The organism is Actinomadura macra NBRC 14102 (assembly GCF_001552215.1).
Taxonomy (GTDB): domain Bacteria; phylum Actinomycetota; class Actinomycetes; order Streptosporangiales; family Streptosporangiaceae; genus Spirillospora; species Spirillospora macra.
The window spans coordinates 138,625-156,406 of sequence record NZ_BCQT01000017.1 but is presented as its reverse complement, the minus strand read 5'-3'; the positions used below and the strand labels follow the sequence as shown (position 1 = coordinate 156,406).

At 70.9% G+C, this 17,782-nt stretch carries 15 protein-coding genes; 9 read left to right on the top strand and 6 right to left on the bottom strand.

Annotation, left to right across the window (positions count from 1 at the left end):
• The first annotated feature begins 71 nt into the window (after positions 1 to 71).
• From AMA02S_RS26770 to AMA02S_RS26755, 4 genes are all read left to right on the top strand, one after another.
• Positions 72 to 617, top strand: a complete 546-nt coding sequence (locus AMA02S_RS26770; protein WP_067462851.1) for a cell division protein SepF — start codon at positions 72 to 74, stop codon at positions 615 to 617.
• A gap of 21 nt (positions 618 to 638) precedes the next feature.
• Positions 639 to 923 (top strand): YggT family protein, encoded by a 285-nt coding sequence (locus AMA02S_RS26765; protein WP_067462848.1) that lies wholly within the window; start codon positions 639 to 641, stop codon positions 921 to 923.
• 51 nt (positions 924 to 974) lie between these two features.
• On the top strand, positions 975 to 1,907 hold the full coding sequence (locus tag AMA02S_RS26760; RefSeq protein ID WP_067462846.1) for a DivIVA domain-containing protein: 933 nt from the start codon (positions 975 to 977) through the stop codon (positions 1,905 to 1,907).
• Between the two features lie 139 nt (positions 1,908 to 2,046).
• Entirely contained in the window at positions 2,047 to 3,396 is a 1,350-nt protein-coding gene (locus AMA02S_RS26755) for a hypothetical protein (RefSeq protein WP_067462843.1), read from the top strand.
• A 50-nt stretch (positions 3,397 to 3,446) separates the two neighbouring features.
• Here the strand turns inward: AMA02S_RS26755 and AMA02S_RS26750 are convergent, their stop codons facing one another.
• Positions 3,447 to 4,223, bottom strand: a complete 777-nt coding sequence (locus tag AMA02S_RS26750) for a DUF1707 SHOCT-like domain-containing protein (protein ID WP_067462840.1) — start codon at positions 4,221 to 4,223, stop codon at positions 3,447 to 3,449.
• 102 nt (positions 4,224 to 4,325) lie between these two features.
• Positions 4,326 to 7,514: an isoleucine--tRNA ligase gene (gene ileS / locus AMA02S_RS26745; protein WP_281181923.1), complete on the bottom strand. Its 3,189-nt coding sequence runs from the start codon at positions 7,512 to 7,514 to the stop codon at positions 4,326 to 4,328.
• A gap of 791 nt (positions 7,515 to 8,305) precedes the next feature.
• Here ileS and AMA02S_RS44355 point away from each other — a divergent pair.
• From AMA02S_RS44355 to AMA02S_RS26730, 3 genes are all read left to right on the top strand, one after another.
• Entirely contained in the window at positions 8,306 to 8,686 is a 381-nt protein-coding gene (locus AMA02S_RS44355) for a TraR/DksA family transcriptional regulator (RefSeq protein ID WP_067463500.1), read from the top strand.
• A gap of 68 nt (positions 8,687 to 8,754) precedes the next feature.
• The gene (lspA, locus tag AMA02S_RS26735; RefSeq protein WP_245667847.1) at positions 8,755 to 9,369 is read left to right on the top strand and encodes a signal peptidase II; all 615 of its coding nucleotides are present in this window, start codon (positions 8,755 to 8,757) and stop codon (positions 9,367 to 9,369) included.
• Positions 9,369 to 10,301 carry an RluA family pseudouridine synthase gene (locus AMA02S_RS26730; protein ID WP_067462837.1) on the top strand — a complete coding sequence of 311 codons (933 nt, stop codon included), beginning with the start codon at positions 9,369 to 9,371 and terminating at the stop codon, positions 10,299 to 10,301. The genes lspA and AMA02S_RS26730 overlap by 1 nt, the downstream gene beginning before the upstream one ends.
• Positions 10,302 to 10,317: 16 nt before the next feature.
• Here AMA02S_RS26730 and AMA02S_RS26725 read toward each other — a convergent pair whose 3' ends face one another.
• The 3 genes from AMA02S_RS26725 to AMA02S_RS26715 all read right to left on the bottom strand — a co-directional run bounded on the left by AMA02S_RS26725 (position 10,318) and on the right by AMA02S_RS26715 (position 11,925).
• Complete coding sequence (locus tag AMA02S_RS26725) at positions 10,318 to 10,623, bottom strand: AzlD domain-containing protein (RefSeq protein ID WP_067462834.1); 306 nt, start codon at positions 10,621 to 10,623, stop codon at positions 10,318 to 10,320.
• Entirely contained in the window at positions 10,620 to 11,435 is an 816-nt protein-coding gene (locus tag AMA02S_RS26720; protein WP_084265625.1) for an AzlC family ABC transporter permease, read from the bottom strand. Before AMA02S_RS26720 ends, AMA02S_RS26725 begins: the two co-directional genes overlap by 4 nt.
• Positions 11,436 to 11,502: 67 nt before the next feature.
• Complete coding sequence (locus AMA02S_RS26715; protein ID WP_084265624.1) at positions 11,503 to 11,925, bottom strand: chorismate mutase; 423 nt, start codon at positions 11,923 to 11,925, stop codon at positions 11,503 to 11,505.
• 292 nt (positions 11,926 to 12,217) lie between these two features.
• On the opposite strand from AMA02S_RS26715, the gene AMA02S_RS26710 reads away from it, so the two are divergent.
• Complete coding sequence (locus tag AMA02S_RS26710) at positions 12,218 to 13,048, top strand: AraC family transcriptional regulator (RefSeq protein WP_439951610.1); 831 nt, start codon at positions 12,218 to 12,220, stop codon at positions 13,046 to 13,048.
• Between the two features lie 193 nt (positions 13,049 to 13,241).
• Positions 13,242 to 16,772 (top strand): DNA polymerase III subunit alpha, encoded by a 3,531-nt coding sequence (gene dnaE / locus AMA02S_RS26705; protein ID WP_067462829.1) that lies wholly within the window; start codon positions 13,242 to 13,244, stop codon positions 16,770 to 16,772.
• On the opposite strand, the gene AMA02S_RS26700 is transcribed toward dnaE, so the two are convergent.
• Positions 16,738 to 17,646: an LLM class flavin-dependent oxidoreductase gene (locus AMA02S_RS26700; protein WP_067462825.1), complete on the bottom strand. Its 909-nt coding sequence runs from the start codon at positions 17,644 to 17,646 to the stop codon at positions 16,738 to 16,740. The two genes, dnaE and AMA02S_RS26700, sit on opposite strands and share 35 nt — an antisense overlap.
• Positions 17,647 to 17,782: the final 136 nt, after the last annotated feature.

Below are 17,782 nucleotides of genomic sequence, written 5' to 3'. Positions count from 1 at the left end.
AGCGGACCACGTAGACGGATCAGTCCAACGGAGGCCGGACTCGCCGGTCACCGCGGCCACAGGAGGGGCGTATGGCCAGCGCGATGCGCAAGATGGCGGTCTACCTCGGCCTCGTGGAGGACGACCGCTACGACGACAAGTACGGCAAGTACGACGACTATGACGAGTACGAGGTCTACGACGAGGAGACCGACACCGGTCAGGGGCGCCGCCGCGAGGACGAATCCGGCGGTCAGCTTACCCGAGCCGAGGACACCGCGGACCGTGATCGCGATCATCACGCCGCGTCCACCGTGGAGCGACGCTCCGTGGCGCTCTACGAGTCCGGTACCACCGACCTTGCGCGTATCACTACGCTGCACCCTAGGACCTACAACGAGGCAAGGACCATCGGGGAGCACTTCCGTGAGGGGACACCGGTGATCATGAACCTGACCGAGATGGTCGACAGCGACGCCAAGCGTCTGGTCGACTTCGCGGCAGGTCTCGTATTCGGCCTGCACGGGAGCATCGAGCGTGTTACCAACAAGGTGTTCCTCCTCTCACCCGCCAACGTGGAGGTGACGGCGGAGGACAAGGCCCGGATGGCAGAACGAGGGTTCTTCAACCAAAGCTGACAGCCACAAGCGAGAGAGTCCGTGAACATCGTCGGAGACGTACTGCTGTACGTGTTGTACTTCTTCCTCCTCTTTCTGATCGGGAGGTTGATCCTCGAAGTCCTGCAGTCGTTCGCCCGGCAATGGAAGCCGACCGGGGTGGTGCTCGTGATCGCCGAGGCGACCTACACCATCACCGATCCGCCACTGAAACTGCTGAGGCGTTTCATCCCGCCCCTCCGGCTGGGTAACGTGGCGCTGGACCTGAGCTTCACCTTCCTCATCCTTGTGGTCTGGGTCATGATCATCTTCGTGCAGAGGCTCTGATCGGATACCGTCCTTTGGGGACAAGACTCCAAGCGCGCCAAGGAGACGAACATGCCGCTGACACCCGCCGATGTGCGGAACAAGCAGTTCAGTACCACCAGGCTGAGGCCGGGGTACGACGAGGAGGAGGTGGACGCCTTCCTCGACGAGGTCGAGGCCGAGTTGGACCGCCTCATTCAGGAGAACGAGGAGCTACGGGCCAAGCTCGCGGAGTGCTTGCGCGGCAAGGTCCCCGCCATGGCCGCTCCCATCGTGGAGCCGAAGCCGGACGTCCAGAAGATCCCCGAGCCGCCGCGCCCGGAGCCGCAGCCGCAGCCCGAGCCGGAGCCCGTCATGGGCCTCGGCATGGCGCCCGCGCCCACCGGCGAGGACAACATGGACACCGCCGCCCGCGTCCTCGCGCTCGCGCAGCAGACCGCCGACCAGGCCATCGCCGACGCCCGCCGGGAGGCCGACGAGACGCTCGGTCGTGCCCGCCGCGAGGCCGAGGAGATCCTCGGCAAGGCGCGCCGTCAGGCTGACCAGATCGTCAGCGAGGCCCGCTCTCGCGCCGAGGCCCTCGACCGCGACGCCCAGGAGCGGCACCGCCAGGTCATGGGGTCGCTGGTGCAGCAGCGTGAGGAACTGGAGCGCGAGGTCGACAACCTGCGTGCGTTCGAGCGTGAGTACCGCAGCCGTCTGAAGGTCTACTTGGAGGGCCAGCTGCGCGACCTGGAGGCCGGGAGTACCGAGACCGGCGCGTTCGCCGCGGTCCCGGGCGCCGCACCCGCCGCCGGGCACCAGGGCAACCCCCAGGGCGGTCAGCAGACCGGTCCGCAGAGCGCCATCCCGCACGCCGAGAACCGCAACGGTGCCACCGGGGCCAACCCGACCGGTCCCTCGCCGTTCCCGCCGCCCGCGGAGCCCGCTCAGCAGATCCAGCACTCGGCGACCGGCGCGTTCCACGCGGGCGGAAGTGACAACCCGCCGCACGAGAGGCGCTGACGCCGCGACACAGGCGATAGTGTCGTCCCGATCGCCGCGCCGGTGATGGCAGCGCCGTCGCTTCGGCGGCGCCGGCGGGTCGACCACCGGGCTTCGCACGGCCCGGAGCCGAGCGGTCTGAACGAGGGGAAGAGACCCTGTGATCATCCTGAGTGGCGTTCTCGTGGTGGCGGCCATCGCCCTGCTGGTCGCGGGGATCGTCGCCGGCAACGGAGACAGCGCCCAGGTGTTCGGCCTGGACGCGCTGGTGGTGATCTACATATCGATCGCCGTCAGCATCGTGTCCGCGCTGTGCCTCGCCATCGGGGTGTTCCTGCGGCGCAAGGAGCTGTTCGGCGCGGGGGCACCGTCCTCCGCCGGAAAGAAGAAGAGCCCCAAGCGCAAGCGTCCGGCTTCCCCCGTCCCGGCCCAGAACACCACACCGGCCAGGGGCGCGATGCCCGCCCCGCCGGTGGCCAAGCCCCCCACAGAGTCCGCCGACGACGAGGTGGAGATCCCTGCCCCGTCGGCCGACGTCCCCGAGGACGCGGTGGTGTTCGTCGTCCGCGGTCGCAAGCGGTACCACCTGGACACCTGCCGGCAGCTCGCCGGACGCGACACCGAGGAGCTCACCTACGCCGAGGCCAAGGAGGAGGGGTTCAGCCCCTGTACCGCCTGCATGCCCGACACCGCACTGGCGGCGCGCGCCGCGGTGTCGCCCACCACGCCGAAGACCGGCGCGGGCAAGGCGGAACCTCCGAAGCCTGGCGGTGACCGTCCCGCGCCGTCCCGTCCGGAGAAGCGGCTGGCGGGTATGTCCCAGCCCGCGTCCCAGCCTGAGACCCAGTCCGCGTCCCAGCCCGGGGGCCGCTCCATGGCCTCGTCCACGCCGCCGCCGAGCCTCGACAAGACGGCCGAGATCTCTCGCGCCGAGCCCGCGGCGGCTGCTCCGTCCCGTGCGCCCGAGGCGCCGTCCGACCCCCTGACCGACTCGTCGTGGCCGGTGCCCGAGCCCGCGACCGCCGAATCCGCCCGGCGCCCGCCCGAGCCGACGGTGACCGACCTGCCCGGCGCCCAGCGACGCGAAGACGCCCTCAGCGCCCCGTTGGCGGCCGTGCCCGCCGAGCCCGAGCCAGAGACACCCTCCGCGCCGGAACGTCCCGCTGAGACCGCGTCGGTGACGCGGGAGGCGGCGGCCGAGGCCGAGGACCCTCTGAACGTGCGTGACACCGCCGCGCCACGGCCCCGCGATGCGGACGAGGCTGGCGAAGCCGTACAAATCGCCGGTTCCGCCGCGGCAGAGCCCGCCGCCGAGTCGTCCGAGGACGAGGGGCCGCAGGTGCGCATCCTCAGCGGCACCCGGCGCTACCACCGCACCGACTGCGCCCTGATCGAGGACATCGGCGACGAGGCCGAGGACCTGGAGGCCCTGTCCCGGGCCGAGGCCAAGGCCCGCGGCTGCACGCCGTGCCTCGTCTGCCAGCCCGACCGCGAGCACGCCCGCGACTGACCCGGCACCGACCCGGCCGCCCTGCGCCGCCCTGCGCGCGGAGGCGCGTGTCAGCGGTCGCGGCTGCGTTCGGCGCGCAGTTCCCGGCGGCGGCCGCGGCGCTCGTCGCGGACGCGGAGGTGTTCGTCCCGGCGGCGCACGTGCTCCTCGTGGCGTTCCCGGTGCCGTTCCCGGTGGAGCTCGTGGGAGGCACCGCGCCGGCGGCGCCTGCGTGACTCGCCCACCTCGCGGCGCTCCACCGACACACCGCCGAAGGCGAGCATGCCGGTCAGCCGGATGACCGGCGCGTCCGGGGCGACGACGTCGTCCTCGGGATAGTCCGTCCCGCCGAAGATCGCGAATGTGGACGACATCACCCGTACCCCCGGCGGGACGATGATGTTCACCCCGCCGAAGATGCAGGTGATGTTGACCGTCACCTCGCTGCGGCTCAGCACCGCCTGCCGGAAGTCCAGGTCCGCGCCGCCGAACACGCATGCGACGGTGGTGTTCTCCTCGACCAGCCAGCGTCCTTTGCGCTCCACGCCGGAGAACACGGCGGCGAGGGTGGGCGACTGCGGGGGAGGTGGCGGAAGCGGGGCCTCCTTGCGCAGGTCCACGCGCGGTCTAGGCGTGTCGTCGACGGGCAGGTCGCTGAGCACGGGCTCCAGATCGGCGTAGGTCTTGGCGCTGTAGACGGCGTCGATGCGCTCTGCGTGCTCCTCCGGCGTGATGCGTCCCTCCGCGAGGGCCTCGCGCAGGCGGTCGGCGACCTGGTCGCGGTCGGCGTCCGATGCGCGCAGCCGAGCGGGGGACGACGGGTCGGAGGGCTGCTCGGGAAGGTTCACCCGTCCATCATCGCAAACGCGATGTGTCGCGAAGAACCCCTTTCGGGAGTTTCGGGCGGGACGTGCCGCCCCGATGGTGATGGGGGCGGCACGCCGGGGCGGTCAGACCTTGCGGAGCCAGTAGGACAGCCCCAGCTCGTCATCGCGGCCGGCCTTCAGTCCGCCAGGGCGGCCCTCGGTCACCGAGGTGGCGAGGACCTCGGCGGCGACCTCGGCGCCGTGGGCGCGCAGGGCCTCGGCGAGGTCGTCGCCGGCGGCCTCCCACCACAGCTCGATACGGTCGATGACCTCCAGCCCGGCGGCCTTGCGAGCCTCCTGGACGAGGCGGACGGCCTCGCGTACCAGGCCCGCCCGGCGCAGCTCGGGCGTGACGGTGAGGTCGAGGGCGACGGTCTCGCCCGCGGCGCTCTCCACCGCCCACCCGCTGCGCGGCCGCTCGGTGACGATCACATCGTCCGCCGACAACCGGACGGTGCCGGCCCCCGTGTCGAACTGCGCCTCGACCTCGACGGAACCGCCGCCGCGCAGGGCTCCGACGAGAGCCGCGGGATCGGCGGAGGTCACCGCCTTGGCGACCTTCGGGGTGTCCTTGCCGTACCGCTTGCCGAGCTCCCGGAAGTTCGGCTTGACCTCGTACTGGACCAGGTCCCCACCGATCGAGGACAGCTCCTCGAAGGCCAGGACGTTCAGCTCCTCGGAGATCTGGGCACGCAGCTGCTCCGGCAGGGCCGTCCAGCCGGACGCGCCGACGAGGGCGCGTCCGAGGGGCTGGCGGGTGCGGACACCGCTGGCGGCCCGCGCGGACCGGCCGAGCTCGACCAGCCGCCGAGCGAGTCCCATCTGCGCGCTCAGGTCGGCGTCCAGGAGGTCCTGCCGGACGGACGGCCAATCGGTGAGGTGCACCGACTCCGGACCGTCCTCGGGACGGATGACGTCCCAGACGTGGTCGGTCACGAACGGGACCATCGGTGCCATCAGGCGGGTGAGGGTCTCCAGGCACTCGTAGAGCGTCGCGAACGCCGACGCGCCCTCGGGCGTCCCCGGCCCCTCCCAGAAGCGCCTGCGGGAGCGCCGCACGTACCAGTTGGACAGGTCGTCGATGAACTCGGCCAGTCGCCGTCCGGCGCGCGCGGTGTCGTACTGCTCCAGCGCCGCGTCGACCTCACCGACGGTTCGGTGCAGTTCCGCCAGCGCCCACCGGTCCAGGAGCGGCCGGTCGGCGGGGTCGGGCGCCTCCGCCCGCCGGTCCGGCGTCCAGGAGCGGCCCTGGGCCTCGGCGGCGTTGGCGTACAGGACGAAGAACGACGCGGTGTTCCAGTACGTGAGGAGCACCTTGCGGACGATCTCCTCCAGGGCGGCGTGGCCGACCCTGCGGGAAGCCCAGGGGAGCCCGCTGGCGAGCATGTACCAGCGGACCGCGTCGGCGCCGTGCTGGTCCATGAGCGGGATCGGACGCAGCACGTTCCCGAGGTGCTTGCTCATCTTGCGGCCGTCCTCGGCGAGGATCAGACCGAGGCACAGGACGTCCTCGTAGGACGATCGGTCGAACACGAGCGTCCCGACGGCCATGAGGGAGTAGAACCAGCCGCGGGTCTGGTCCTGCGCCTCGCAGATGTACTGGGCCGGGTAGGAGCCCTCGAAGATCTCCTTGTTGCGGTGCGGCGCGCCCCACTGGGCGAACGGCATCGAGCCGGAGTCGTACCACGCGTCGATCACGTCCGGTACACGGCGGGCCTCTGCGCCGCAGCGCGTGCACGGGAACGTGACGTCGTCCACGTACGGGCGATGCGGGTCGAGTGCGGACATGTCCTTCCCGGCCAGCTCGCCCAGTTCCTTCAGGGAGCCGACGCAGGTGATGTGGTCCTCATCCTCGCCGCACACCCACAACGGCAGGGGTGTGCCCCAGTAGCGGCTCCGCGACAGTGACCAGTCGACGTTGTTGCGCAGCCACTCCCCATACCGGCCGGTCTTGACCGTTTCGGGGAACCAGTTGGTCTTCTCGTTCTCCTCCAGCAACCGGTCCTTGATCTGCGTGGTGCGGATGTACCAGGCGGGAAGCGCGTAGTACAGCAACGGTGTGTGGCAGCGCCAGCAGTGCGGGTAGCTGTGGTCGAAGTGGCCGCCGCGGAACAGGAGCCCGCGCGCGCGCAGGTCGTCGGTAAGCGACTCGTCGGCGTCCTTGAAGAACTTCCCGCCCACGAGCGGTACGGCGCGCAGGAACCGCCCGTCCGGCCCGATGGGGTTGACGATCGGCATCCCGTAGTTCTTGCAGACGGTCATGTCGTCGGCACCGAACGCGGGCGCCTGGTGGACGAGACCGGTGCCGTCCTCGACGGTGACGTAGTCGCCCAGGACGACGTAGTGCGCGTCCGGGATGTCGACCAGGTCGAACGGCCGCGTGTAGGTCGTGCGTTCCAGGTCGGCGCCCTGGAAGGTGGCGAGCCGCTCGGCGCCCTCGCCGAGGACCTGGTCCAGCAGCGGCTCCGCGACCACGAGAACCTCGTCGGAGTCCGCCGGGCGGGCGGCGACGTAGGTGACCTCGGGGTGGACGGCCACGGCGGTGTTGGACACCAACGTCCACGGGGTCGTCGTCCAGATGAGCAGAGCGGCGCCCATCTCGGCCAGCGGCCCGGACGTGACGGGCATCCGTACGTACACCGACGGGCTGGTGACCGTCTCATACCCGCCGGGCTGGCCCAGCTCATGGTCGGACAGGCCCGTCCCGCAGCGCGGGCAGTACGGCGTGATGCGGAAGTCGCGGAACAGCAGCCCCTTGTCGAAGACCACCTTGAGGGACCACCACACGGCCTCGACGTACTCGGGGTCCATCGTGCGGTACGCCTGGTCGGTGTCGACCCAGAAGCCCATCCGCTCGGACATCTCCTCGAAGGCGTCCACATGGCGTAGCACCGATTCACGGCAGCGGTCGTTGAACTCCGCGACGCCGTACTCCTCGATGTCCTTCTTGCCGGTGAGGCCGAGTTCCTTCTCCACGGCCACCTCGACGGGCAGCCCGTGGCAGTCCCAACCCGCCTTGCGGGGGACGTGGTGCCCCTTCATGGTCTTGAAGCGCGGGAACACGTCCTTGAACACGCGGGCCTCGACGTGGTGGACGCCGGGCATGCCGTTGGCGGTGGGCGGCCCCTCATAGAACACCCAGCGCGGACCGGACGCGGTGCGCTCCAGCGACCGCTCGAAGACCTTGCTCTCCCGCCAGCGGCGCAGTAGATCCCGCTCCATGGCGGGCAGATCGACCTGCGCGGGCAGCGGCCGGAAACTACGGCGGCTCACTTGGGCGGACCTCCGAATCGACGTGAATGTCAGTGCGGGGCACTGCACGTGGACCGGAGGGACGAGACACCTGCCCGGATGCCCGGACGAGGTCCCGCGGTACCACCCTCCTTGACCGTGCCCGACGACGGCACGGTCCGCTTCGTTCGAGTCTCGGCGGCCGGGTCTACTGGGTCCGCGGACAAGGTCCGGGACGGTTCTTCCGGCGGCTCCGGGGCGATCAGACCGCCGGGCTCACCCCCGGGCTCGCACCGTCCCCGGGTCGCTCATGGCTGCGTGCGGCGGCAGGTATCCCCTTCAGCGCCTGCCGTTCGACTTCTCGTCCCAACTTTAACGCACCGGGCACCGATCCACTTCCCGTTATCGCCGGCATGCGGCCCGCGGGGGCGGCCGATGCCCGGTTCCTTTCCGAGATTCTGCGATCTCCGGGGTTTCTTGACGATCGGCTACCGGGCATAAGCGGTCGGTAACACCGCCAGGTTGTTTGCCGTGCCCGAGAGAGGGGACCTATGCTGCCCGCACTGCCTGTCGAGGCGATCAGCGCGAGGGAGGCCGCCATGGCCGCCGCGGGGAAGGGCACGCCGCCCCCCGGGAAGAAGGCCCGGGGCACCAGGCCGTCTTCGGCCAAGAAGGGCGCCACGAAAGCGCCGGCCACCCGTCCAGGGGGCGGGGAGGGCGCGGTCAGACCGGCCAAGCCCGCGGCCAAGTCCACGGCCAAGCCCACGGCCAAGTCCACGGCCGAGCCCACCGCGAAACGCGGTGCCGGCCGGGCCGCCGCGAAGGCGGCGGAGCTGCCGGTCCGCGAGGGCGAGGACCACTGGACCGCCCCCGAGCTCGCCGAGGTGCGGGCGGAGCTGGAAGAGCAGATCAGCGCGCTGCGCAGGGAGATCGCCGCGTCCGCCAGCCAGATCGCTGAGGGCGACACCAGCGAGGGCGCCGGCGACGACCAGGCCGACGCCGGGGCCAAGACCTACGAGCGCGAGCACGAACTCGCGCTGTCCTACAATTCGCAGGACCTGCTCGCCCAGATCGAGCGGGCCGTCCAGCGGATGGACGCCGGCACGTACGGGATCTGCGAGTCCTGCGCCAAGCCGATCGGGAAGGCGCGCCTTCAGGTCTTCTCGCGTGCGACCCTGTGTGTGACATGCAAACAACGCGAGGAACGTCGCTGAGCGACTCAACGAACCCAGAGGGCGGGGCCGGGGAATCCACGGGATCTCCTCGGCCGCGCCGCGTCGGCGTGCTGATCGTCGTGGCGCTGGTCGCGCTCACCGCCGACATCCTGTCCAAGATCACCGTCGTGGCCACACTGCAGGACGAGGAGCCGATCGAGCTGCTCGGCGGGCTGCTGACGCTGCGCGAGACCCGCAACAGCGGCGCCGCGTTCTCGATCGGCACCGGCTACACGATCGTGTTCACGCTGATCGCGTGCGGCGTGGTCGTGGCGATCCTGCGCACGGCCCGCAACCTGCGGAGCCTGCCCTGGGCCATCTGCCTCGGCCTGCTGCTCGGCGGCGCGATCGGCAACCTCATCGACCGGCTGTTGCGCGCCCCGGCGCCGTTCAAGGGCCACGTCGTCGACTGGATCCAGGTGCCGCACTTCCCGGTGTTCAACCTGGCCGACTCGGCGATCGTGTGCGGCGGCTTCCTGGCCGTGGCCCTGGCGGCGCGCGGCCTCCAGATCGACGGGACACGCCTCACCGACAACGACGACGCCGAACCGGAGCCGGAGCAGCAGCCCCCCGCGCCGCCGCCCGCGCAACCCTCCGCGGACGAGGCCGAGAACGCCCCGGCGAAGGAGCCCGCGCAGGACGCGGGGAAGGGCACCCCGGGGGAGACCGGGGAGAAGACCTGATGGGCGAGGTTCGCGGCCTCCACGTCCCCGACGGGCTGGAGGGCGAGCGAGTCGACGCCGCCCTCGCCCGGCTGTTCGGCCTCTCCCGGGGCGGTGCCGCCGACATCATCGCGGCGGGGGAGGTCCTGCTCGACGGCAACGCAGTGGCGACCAAGTCCGAGCGGCTGCACGCCGGCGCCTGGCTGGAGGTCACCCTCCCGCCGCCGCCCGCGCCGCCCGCCCCGGTCGCCGAGCCCGTCCCGGGGATGGGCGTGCTGTACGAGGACGACGACGTCGTCGTGATCGACAAGCCCATCGGTGTGGCCGCCCACCCCACCACCGGCTGGACGGGGCCGACCGTCCTCGGCGGGCTGCTCGGCGCCGGGCACACGATCGCCACGAGCGGCGCGTCCGAACGGCAGGGCATCGTGCACCGGCTCGACGCCAACACCACCGGCGCGATGGTCGTGGCCAAGAGCGAGATCGCCTACTCGCGCCTGAAGCGGGCGTTCAAGGAGCGCCGCGTCGACAAGCGCTACCAGGCGCTCGTCCAGGGCCATCCCGACCCGTTCCGAGGGACGGTGGACGCGCCGATCGACCGGCACCCGTCCGGCGACGGCCGGTTCGCCGTGGTCGCCGGCGGCAAACCGTCGGTGACCCACTACGACACGGTGGAGGCCTTCCGGGCCGCCTCGCTGCTCGACATCGACCTGGAGACAGGGCGGACGCACCAGATCCGGGTGCACATGTCCGCGATCCGGCATCCGTGCGTAGGCGACATGGCGTACGGAGCCGATCCGACCCTGGCGGCCCGGCTCGGCCTGACGCGGCAGTGGCTGCACGCGGCACGGCTCGGTTTCGAGCACCCCGCCACGGGCGACTGGGTCGAGTTCCAGAGCCCTTACCCGGACGACCTGGCCCGCGCCCTGGAGATCGTCTCCGACGAGTCCTGACTTCTGCCGGAGCGGGTCAGAGCAGCCGCAGTCCCGCGGCGACTCCGGCGGCCACGGCGAGCACCACCAGGAACGGCGCCCGCAGCAGCAGCGCGACCACGGCCGCGCTCAGCCCCGCCATGCGGGCGCCGTCGAACTCCAGGGCCTTGCCGTCGGCCAGTGCCTGCACCGCGACCAGCCCGGTCAGCAACGCGACCGGGACCACTTCGGTGAACCGGCGCACCCGGGGCTCGTCCAGGACCCGCTGTGGGGTGACGAGCCCGCCGAACTTCAGCGCGTAGCACCCCAGCCCGGTGACGACGATCGCGATCCAGACGTTCACCGGGCGCCCTCCCGGGCGACGAGGGCGGGCAGGGCGGCGACGGCGGCCAGCATCACCGGGACCCCGGGCGGCAGCAGCGGGGTCGCCGCCACCGCGATCACGGCGGCTCCCACCGCCACCCGGACCTCGACCCGAACCGCGGTGAGTCTCACAGCCGGGGTCCGACTCGCCCCGGGCTTCCGCAAAAGGCGCCTCACCGGCGCCCTCCGCTCCGCCGGCGCTCCGCCCCGGTCACCGGTGAGGCGCGGCCACAACAGCGCCAGAAACACGGCCGGCCCGAGGACGTCCAGCCCGACCGACTTCGGGTCGCCGAGCCGGGCGGCGCCGGCCGCGCCCAGCAGCGAGGTCATGTTCCACATCACGTACAGGGTGATGGCCGTCGTGTAGAACCCGGCGCGCGCCGCCGCCCGGCCCTCCTGCGCCGTCGCCACGGCCGTCGTCTCGTCGATGACGGTCTGCGCGGTCAGCGCCCGCCGCCAGCCCCGCACGTCCAGCGTCCGCGCGAGACGCAGCCCGTACAAGGCATTGCGGCCGCCGAGCAGCACCGCGCCGAGCGTCCCGGCGACAAGACCGCCGCCTCCGCCGATCACCCCGATCAGCGCGAACTGGGACGCCCCGGTGAACGCCAGCAGGCTCAGCACGCACGCCTGCGCCACCGACAGCCCCGCCGTGACGGCGGCCGCGCCGAACGCCAGGCCGGACACCCCCACCGCGAGCCCCACTCCCAGCCCGTCCCGCACCGCCGCCCGCGCGTTCCCCGCCGGGATGGACGGCGCCTCCCCGGCGGCGACCTCGCACTCCGTCGCACTCATACCGGGACCGTAGGCGGCCGGGCCTGCGGCGGTCTTGAACGTTCTTGCGCCCGTGCCCGACGGGGCGTCACCGCTCGTCGGCGGCGTCCAGGCCGGCCTCGATGACGGCGTTCATGATGCGGGCCAGCCGCTCCGGGCCGAGGGAGGGGGCGTACTCGGCCATCGCCTCGACGATCTGGCGCTCCCGCTCCGGGTTGCGCCCGGCGAAGCCGCCGACGGGCTTCAGCCGCTGGACGACCGCGGCGACGGCGGCCCGGCGCTCGAGCAGGGTCGCCAGGGCGGCGTCGAGGCCGTCGATCGCGGCGCGCGCGTCGCCGAGCGTGGTGATGTCCGCCAGGGAAGGCAGCCGGACGCGCAACTCGCCGGACGGGCCGCAGGCCGGACAGGCGGCGTGCTCGGCCCGACCGCCGGTCCCGTCCGGAGCGTCGGACCTGTCCGGCGCTCCGGCCCCGGGCTCGGCGCCGGACGCGTCGATGACCTTCTCGTGCATGTGGGTTCCCTCTCCTGCGGCGGCCGGTCGCGCAAGTGGGTCCATGCCCGGGGCCGCGCTCGTTCGCGGGGCGTTCCGCCCATGAGAAAGGCAGAGCCCATGGGGGCTCTGCCTTGGCCGGCTCCGGGGTCGTCGCTCAGGTCGTGACGTCGACCGGCTCGCCCGGAGCCGGCCTCGTAAACCTGAATCGGCGACGTTCCATGCGTCCGATCGTAGGACGGGGCGCCGGGGGTTCGTCAACTCCCGGACGGATCATCTCGGCCCGTGAGACCCCGCCGCTAGCATGTCCGACATGGGGGGCGAGGTCGCGCACTATTTCCGGCATCCGGCGTTGCCGGAGGTCGATCTGTTGCGGGCCCGGTTCGTCACCCACCGGTTCAGCCGGCACACCCATCCCGGTTACACGATCGGCCTGATCGAGTCGGGCGTGGAGGAGTTCGAACACCGGGGCGGCGTCGAACGGGCGGGTCCCGGCTCCATCGCGGTCGTCAATCCCGACGTCGTCCACACCGGGCACGCGGGGACGCCCGAGGGCTGGACGTACCGGGTGCTCTACCCGGCGGTGGCCGTGGTGGAGGAGGTCGCCGCCGAACTGGGAGCGCCGCGTGGAACGGTCTCATTTCCCGCGCCCGTCTTCGTCGACCCGTCCACGGCCAGGGCACTGCGGGCGTTCCACCGGGCGGGGGAGGTGGGGGACACCCTCGCCGCCTCCACGACGCTGCGGACGGCTCTGGCGGGGCTGCTGACCCGGCACGCCCGGCGCGTGCCGGGGGACGACGGCTCCGCCGCACTGCCGCCCGTGGTGCGTGACGCCCGCGACATCCTGCATGCGAGCCTCCTCGAACCGCCGTCCCTCGAAGAGTTGGCCGCGTCCGTGGGGACCCGTCCCTTCCCCCTGCTGCGGGCCTTCCGCACGACTCTTGGCCTGCCGCCGCACGCCTACCTCAACCAGGTGCGAGTGCGAGCGGCGCGCGCGCTACTCGACGAGGGGCTGCGACCAGCGGAGGTCGCCGCCCGCATCGGTTTCGCCGATCAGGCCCACCTGACCCGCCACTTCAAGCGGACCGTGGGCGTTCCGCCGGGCGCCTACCAGAGCGCATCGAAGGGAACGCGCCGTCCGTAGTGGGACAAATGGGGCGGACGAGGCATCCGGAGTGTCGGGGCCCGCGCTGTCGGCGGGGCGGGTTAGGCTCTCAGGACCGCGTCATCCCGGCGCCCCGTCCGGGCTGACGATCTTCCCCCGGGACCGATGGCGACGCACACGTGCCGGCCGCACGTGGGCGGTCGCATGTCGACGATCAGGAGGCGCATCAGGCATGGCGGACTCGTTCGTTCATCTGCATGTCCATACGGAGTACTCCATGCTGGACGGCGCCGCCCGGCTGAAGCAGATGTTCGACGAGGTCGGCCGGCAGAAGATGCCGGCCATCGCCATGACCGACCACGGCAACATGCACGGCGCCTACGATTTCCACAAGCAGGCGACGGCCGCGGGCGTGACGCCGATCATCGGCATCGAGGCGTACATGGCGCCGGAATCGCGCTTCCACAAGAAGAAGGTCCACTGGGGGGAGCCGAGCCAGAAGCGCGACGACGTCTCGGGCGGCGGCCTCATCAACCACAAGACGCTGTGGGCGCGCAACAGGACGGGCCTGCACAACCTGTTCAAGCTTTCCAGCCGCGCCTACACCGAGGGGTTCGTCTTCAAGTACGCGCGCATGGACGAGGAACTCCTCGCCGAGCACGCCGACGGGTTGATGGCCACGACGGGCTGCCCGTCGGGGAAGGTGCAGACGCGGCTGCGGCTCGGCCAGTTCGACGAGGCCCTCAAGGCGGCGGCCACCTTCCAGGAGATCCTCGGCAAGGACAACTACTTCCTCGAACTGATGGACCACGGACTCGACATCGAACGCCGCGTCCGGCAGGGCCTCATCGACATCGGCAAGAAGCTGAACATCCCGCCGGTCGTGACCAACGACTCGCACTACACGCACGAGTCGGAGGCCACCGCGCACGACGCGCTGCTGTGCGTCCAGGTGGGCAAGCAGCTGGCCGACCCCGACCGGTTCCGGTTCGACGGCAGCGGCTACTACATCAAGACCGCCGACGAGATGCGGTCGATCGACTCGTCCGACGTCTGGCTGGAGGGGTGCAAGAACACCCTGCTGGTCGCCGAGAAGGTCGACCCCGCGGGCATGTTCGAGTACCGCGACCTCAGTCCCCGCTTCCCCGTCCCCGAGGGCGAGACGGAGGAGACCTGGTTCCGCAAAGAGGTCTGGAAGGGGCTGGAGCGCCGCTTCCCGGAGGGGCTTCCCGACGGGTACAAGGAGCAGGCCGAGTACGAGATGGGCGTCATCCTCGGCAAGGGGTACCCGTCGTACTTCCTCGTCGTCGCCGACTTCATCATGTGGGCCAAGGAGAACGGGATCCTGGTCGGCCCGGGGCGCGGCAGCGCCGCCGGGTCGCTGATCGCCTACGCGATGGGCATCACCGACCTCGACCCGATCCCGCACGGGCTGATCTTCGAACGGTTCCTGAACCCCGAGCGCGCGTCCATGCCCGACATCGACATCGACTTCCCTGAAGACCGGCGGGCCGAGGTCATCCGCTACACCACCGAGAAGTGGGGCGCCGACAAGGTCTCCTTCATCGCCACGTTCGGCACCATCAAGGCCAAGGCCGCCATCAAGGACGCCGGCCGCGTCCTCGGCTTCCCCTACGCGCTCGGGGATCGCATCTCCAAGGCGTTCCCGCCCGCGGTCATGGGCAAGGACATCCCGCTGTCGGGCATCTTCGACGACAAGCACCCGCGCTACGGCGAAGCCGGTGAGCTGCGGAAGCTGTACGAGGAGGAGACCGACGTCAAACAGATCATGGATCTGGCGCAGGGCCTGGAGGGGCTGATCCGGCAGACCGGTGTGCACGCGGCGGGGATCATCATGTCCGGTGAGACGATCACCGACCACGTCCCGATCATGCGCCGGGACGCCGACGGCGCGATCATCACGCAGTTCGACTACCCGACCTGCGAGACGCTCGGCCTGCTGAAGATGGACTTCCTGGGCCTGCGCAACCTGACGATCATCGACGACGCGCTTGAGGGAATCAAGAAGAACAAGGGCGTGGAGGTCGACCTGCTCGCCCTGCCGCTGACCGACCAGCCGACCTACGACCTCCTGGCGCGCGGCGACACCCTCGGGGTGTTCCAGTTCGACGGCGGCCCCATGCGCTCGCTGCTGCGGCTGATGAAGCCCGACAACTTCGAGGACATCTCCGCCGTCGGCGCCCTGTACCGGCCGGGTCCGATGGGCGCCAACTCCCACACCAACTACGCGCTCCGCAAGAACGGCCAGCAGGAGATCACGCCGATCCACCCCGAGCTGGAGGAGCCGCTCAAGGAGATCCTCGACACCACCTACGGCCTGATCGTCTACCAGGAGCAGGTCATGGCCATCGCGCAGAAGGTGGCCGGGTACACGCTCGGCAAAGCGGACCTGCTCCGCCGCGTCATGGGCAAGAAGAAGAAGGCCGAGCTGGACGCCCAGTTCGTCGGGTTCGAACAAGGCATGATCGACAACGGCTTCTCCAAGGCGGCCGTCAAGACACTGTGGGACATCCTCGTCCCGTTCTCCGACTACGCCTTCAACAAGGCGCACTCCGCGGCGTACGGCCTGGTCTCCTACTGGACGGCCTACCTCAAGGCCAACTACCCGGCCGAGTACATGGCGGGCCTGCTCACCTCCGTCGGCGACGACAAGGACAAGAGCGCCCTCTACCTGTCGGAATGCCGCCGGATGGGGCTGAAGGTGCTGCCCCCGGACGTCAACACCTCCGAGGCCGACTTCACGCCGCTCGGTGACACCGAGATCCGGTTCGGGTTGTCCGCCGTCCGCAACGTGGGCACCAACGTGGTCGACGGCATCGTCGCCGCGCGCCGGGAGAAGGGCGCCTACGCCGACTTCAACGACTTCCTCAGCAAGGTCCCCCCGATCGTGTGCAACAAGCGGGTCGTGGAGTCGCTGATCAAGGCGGGCGGATTCGACGAGCTCGGCCACCAGCGCCAGGCGCTGCTGATGGTGCACGAGCAGGCCATCGACTCGGTCATCGACATCAAGCGCAAAGAGGCCATCGGCCAGGACTCGCTGTTCGGCGCGCTGGAGGACGACGGCGGCGACGACGCGTTCGCGGTCGTCATCCCCGAGGCCGAGGAGTGGGACAAGACCACCCTGCTCGCCTTCGAGCGGGAGATGCTCGGCCTGTACGTCTCCGACCACCCGCTCCTCGGCGTCGAGCACATCCTGGAACGCGAGGCCGACTGCACGATCGCCGTGTTGAACGAGGGCGAGCGCCCGGACGGCCAGGTCGTGATCGTCGCCGGGCTGCTGTCGGGACTGCAGCGCAAGGTGACCAAACAGGGCAACTCGTGGGCCATGTTCCAGCTGGAGGACCTCGGCGGCTCCATCGAGGTGATGTGCTTCCCCTCGTCCTACCAGCTGTGCTCCACCCTTCTCGCCGAAGACGCCATCCTCGTCGTCAAGGGACGGCTCGACCGCCGCGAGGACGTCGCGAAGATCATCGCGATGGAGGTCACCCAGCCCGACCTCACCATCACCGACGCGACGGGCCCGCTCTCGGTCACGCTCTCCCTGGGCCGCTGCACCCCCCCGATCGTCACCCGCCTCAAAGAGGTGCTGATCACCCACCCCGGCACCGCCGAGGTCCACCTCCACCTGCAGAACGGGCCGCGCACCACCGTCGTCCGCCTCGACGACAAGCTCCGCGTCGCCCCCTCCCCGGCGCTGATGGGCGACCTCAAGCAACTCCTGGGCCCGTCCTGCCTGATCTGAGCTGTATGGCGGGGACCACCTCCTGCGTCCAGCGGCGCAACTGCGTCTCATCGGTGGTCTCGGGCCAGTAGATGAACGAGTCGAAGCCGGTCTCCGTGGCGAGCTCGGCGAGGATGCGTGCCCATCCCGCCGCGTCGGTGCGGATCGGCTCCTCACCCTCAAGCCGGACCGGCCGAGGCGCGTCGGTGATGTCGCCGACGAGCTGCGCGATACGCGTGATCGCGGACGGCGGGCGCCCGGCGTCCTCGGCGGCGCTCGTGATGGTGTCCTGCGCCCCGCGCCACTGCTCGTACGGCAGGTAGTGCGGGATGGGCGCGGCCCAGCCGTCGCCGATGCGGCCCGTGAGCGCGAGTGCCTTCGGGCCCTGGCTGCCGAGCCAGATGCCGACCGGGTGGGCGGGGGCCGGGCCCGCATGGACGCCGTCCACCGTGTAGTACTCGCCCTTGACCTTCACGGTCTCACCAGGACGCCACATCGCCCTGATGATCGCCATGGCCTCCTCCATCGCGGCCAGAGCCTCGGGTGCCCTGCGGCGCGGGCCGCCCATCGCGGCGATGGCGGGCCAGAAACCGCCGGCGCCGAGCCCGAGTTCGAACCGGCCGCCGCTCAGCAGGTCGAGGGTGGCCGCCTGCTTGGCCAGCACCCCGGGCCCGCGCAACGGCAGGCACGCCACGTCCGGGAACACCCGGATCCGCTCGGTGTCGGCGAGAACCGCGGCGATCACCGCGAAGGTGTCGGCCAGACCGGAGGCGTACGGGTGGTCCTGGACACCGAGCAGGTCGAGCCCGTCCCGGTCGGCGAGGCGGGCGAGCGCCCGGACATCGCCGAGCCCGCCGGCGGACGGCGCCAGCTGGATCCCGAATCGATAGATCATGACACCGAAGCTACCCACCAGCCCAAGCCCTGATCAGCGACATTTCCCGCATCGAGCCCCTCGGACGCCGTCGAGGAGAGGCCCAGCGAGCTGCCGCCGCGATCGCGAGCGAAGCCAGGCGCGAGCGAAGCGAGAA

Bases quoted from the DNA above. Each gene is read 5' to 3' on its own strand.
- AMA02S_RS26715 (WP_084265624.1), bottom strand. From the start codon at position 11,925: ATGCACGAGAAGGTCATCGACGCGTCCGGCGCCGAGCCCGGGGCCGGA.
- AMA02S_RS26720 (WP_084265625.1), bottom strand. From the start codon at position 11,435: ATGAGTGCGACGGAGTGCGAGGTCGCCGCCGGGGAGGCGCCGTCCATC.
- AMA02S_RS26710 (WP_439951610.1), top strand. From the start codon at position 12,218: ATGGGGGGCGAGGTCGCGCACTATTTCCGGCATCCGGCGTTGCCGGAG.
- dnaE (WP_067462829.1), top strand. From the start codon at position 13,242: ATGGCGGACTCGTTCGTTCATCTGCATGTCCATACGGAGTACTCCATG.
- AMA02S_RS26700 (WP_067462825.1), bottom strand. From the start codon at position 17,646: ATGATCTATCGATTCGGGATCCAGCTGGCGCCGTCCGCCGGCGGGCTC.
- AMA02S_RS26730 (WP_067462837.1), top strand. From the start codon at position 9,369: ATGGGCGAGGTTCGCGGCCTCCACGTCCCCGACGGGCTGGAGGGCGAG.
- AMA02S_RS26760 (WP_067462846.1), top strand. From the start codon at position 975: ATGCCGCTGACACCCGCCGATGTGCGGAACAAGCAGTTCAGTACCACC.
- AMA02S_RS26770 (WP_067462851.1), top strand. From the start codon at position 72: ATGGCCAGCGCGATGCGCAAGATGGCGGTCTACCTCGGCCTCGTGGAG.